At 51.2% G+C, this 2,989-nt stretch carries 2 tRNA genes and 2 rRNA genes; all 4 read right to left on the reverse strand.

Going from position 1 to position 2,989, the window contains the following annotated elements:
• Nucleotides 1-2,110: ribosomal RNA gene (locus CCOS864_RS27980) — 23S ribosomal RNA — on the reverse strand; the annotation flags it as partial.
• A gap of 222 nt (nucleotides 2,111-2,332) precedes the next feature.
• Nucleotides 2,333-2,408, reverse strand: a tRNA-Ala gene (locus CCOS864_RS27985).
• 10 nt (nucleotides 2,409-2,418) lie between these two features.
• A tRNA-Ile gene (locus CCOS864_RS27990) sits at nucleotides 2,419-2,495 on the reverse strand.
• Between the two features lie 85 nt (nucleotides 2,496-2,580).
• A 16S ribosomal RNA gene (locus CCOS864_RS27995) occupies nucleotides 2,581-2,989 on the reverse strand; the annotation flags it as partial.

A 2,989-nucleotide genomic window follows, 5' to 3' on the forward strand; every position in this document is an offset into this window, starting at 1 on the left:
CACCTATCCTACACAAGCAAATTCAAAGTCCAGTGCAAAGCTATAGTAAAGGTTCACGGGGTCTTTCCGTCTAGCCGCGGATACACTGCATCTTCACAGCGATTTCAATTTCACTGAGTCTCGGGTGGAGACAGCGCCGCCATCGTTACGCCATTCGTGCAGGTCGGAACTTACCCGACAAGGAATTTCGCTACCTTAGGACCGTTATAGTTACGGCCGCCGTTTACCGGGGCTTCGATCAAGAGCTTCGCGTTAGCTAACCCCATCAATTAACCTTCCGGCACCGGGCAGGCGTCACACCCTATACGTCCACTTTCGTGTTTGCAGAGTGCTGTGTTTTTAATAAACAGTCGCAGCGGCCTGGTATCTTCGACCGGCATGGGCTTACGGAGCAAGTCCTTCACCCTCACCGGCGCACCTTCTCCCGAAGTTACGGTGCCATTTTGCCTAGTTCCTTCACCCGAGTTCTCTCAAGCGCCTTGGTATTCTCTACCCAACCACCTGTGTCGGTTTGGGGTACGGTTCCTAGTTATCTGAAGCTTAGAAGCTTTTCTTGGAAGCATGGCATCAACCACTTCGTCGCCTAAAGGCAACTCGTCATCAGCTCTCGGCCTTAAGATCCCGGATTTACCTAAGATCTCAGCCTACCACCTTAAACTTGGACAACCAACGCCAAGCTGGCCTAGCCTTCTCCGTCCCTCCATCGCAATAACTAGAAGTACAGGAATATTAACCTGTTTTCCATCGACTACGCTTTTCAGCCTCGCCTTAGGGACCGACTAACCCTGCGTCGATTAACGTTGCGCAGGAAACCTTGGTCTTTCGGCGTGGGAGTTTTTCACTCCCATTGTCGTTACTCATGTCAGCATTCGCACTTCTGATACCTCCAGCAAGCTTCTCAACTCACCTTCACAGGCTTACAGAACGCTCCTCTACCGCGTCACCTAAGTGACACCCGTAGCTTCGGTGTATGGTTTGAGCCCCGTTACATCTTCCGCGCAGGCCGACTCGACTAGTGAGCTATTACGCTTTCTTTAAAGGGTGGCTGCTTCTAAGCCAACCTCCTAGCTGTCTAAGCCTTCCCACATCGTTTCCCACTTAACCATAACTTTGGGACCTTAGCTGACGGTCTGGGTTGTTTCCCTTTTCACGACGGACGTTAGCACCCGCCGTGTGTCTCCCATGCTCGGCACTTGTAGGTATTCGGAGTTTGCATCGGTTTGGTAAGTCGGGATGACCCCCTAGCCGAAACAGTGCTCTACCCCCTACAGTGATACATGAGGCGCTACCTAAATAGCTTTCGAGGAGAACCAGCTATCTCCGAGCTTGATTAGCCTTTCACTCCGATCCACAGGTCATCCGCTAACTTTTCAACGGTAGTCGGTTCGGTCCTCCAGTCAGTGTTACCTAACCTTCAACCTGCCCATGGATAGATCGCCCGGTTTCGGGTCTATACCCAGCGACTAAACGCGCTATTAACACTCGCTTTCGCTACGCCTCCCCTATTCGGTTAAGCTCGCCACTGAATATAAGTCGCTGACCCATTATACAAAAGGTACGCAGTCACCTAACAAAGTAGGCTCCCACTGCTTGTACGCATACGGTTTCAGGATCTATTTCACTCCCCTCTCCGGGGTTCTTTTCGCCTTTCCCTCACGGTACTGGTTCACTATCGGTCAGTCAGTAGTATTTAGCCTTGGAGGATGGTCCCCCCATATTCAGACAAAGTTTCTCGTGCTCCGTCCTACTCGATTTCATGACTAAGAGATTTTCGCGTACAGGGCTATCACCCACTATGGCCGCACTTTCCAGAGCGTTCCGCTAATCTCAAAGCCACTTAAGGGCTAGTCCCCGTTCGCTCGCCACTACTAAGGGAATCTCGGTTGATTTCTTTTCCTCAGGGTACTTAGATGTTTCAGTTCCCCTGGTTCGCCTCTTGCACCTATGTATTCAGTACAAGATACTCAGCTTATGCTGAGTGGGTTCCCCCATTCAGAGATCTCCGGATCAAAGTCTGTTTGCCGACTCCCCGAAGCTTATCGCAGGCTACCACGTCTTTCATCGCCTCTGACTGCCAAGGCATCCACCGTATGCGCTTCTTCACTTGACCATATAACCCCAAGCAATCTGGTTATACTGTGAAGACAACATTCGCCGAAAACTTGTAATTACTCACAAATTTTACCTTAGCCTGAACACACACCAGTGAAAGTGCTGTCCAGTCTATCTTTCTATCACATACCCAAATTTTTAAAGAACGATTCTGAAAAAGTTCAGAAATCAATATTCGAGCCGAATATTCATTTCTAAGCTTTGACACGGTAGCAAGGGGTGGTGGAGCCAAGCGGGATCGAACCGCTGACCTCCTGCGTGCAAGGCAGGCGCTCTCCCAGCTGAGCTATGGCCCCAACAAGAAACTGGTGGGTCTGGGCAGATTCGAACTGCCGACCTCACCCTTATCAGGGGTGCGCTCTAACCAACTGAGCTACAGACCCAGTTAAGAGCTGTTACCGATATCGTCTTCTTCAATGAATCAAGCAATTCGTGTGGGAGCTCATAAGACAGCTGATGTCTGTCGATTAAGGAGGTGATCCAGCCGCAGGTTCCCCTACGGCTACCTTGTTACGACTTCACCCCAGTCATGAATCACACCGTGGTAACCGTCCTCCCGAAGGTTAGACTAGCTACTTCTGGTGCAACCCACTCCCATGGTGTGACGGGCGGTGTGTACAAGGCCCGGGAACGTATTCACCGCGACATTCTGATTCGCGATTACTAGCGATTCCGACTTCACGCAGTCGAGTTGCAGACTGCGATCCGGACTACGATCGGTTTTGTGAGATTAGCTCCACCTCGCGGCTTGGCAACCCTCTGTACCGACCATTGTAGCACGTGTGTAGCCCAGGCCGTAAGGGCCATGATGACTTGACGTCATCCCCACCTTCCTCCGGTTTGTCACCGGCAGTCTCCTTAGAGTGCCCACCATAAC

The organism is Pseudomonas wadenswilerensis (assembly GCF_900497695.1).
Lineage (GTDB): Bacteria > Pseudomonadota > Gammaproteobacteria > Pseudomonadales > Pseudomonadaceae > Aquipseudomonas > Aquipseudomonas wadenswilerensis.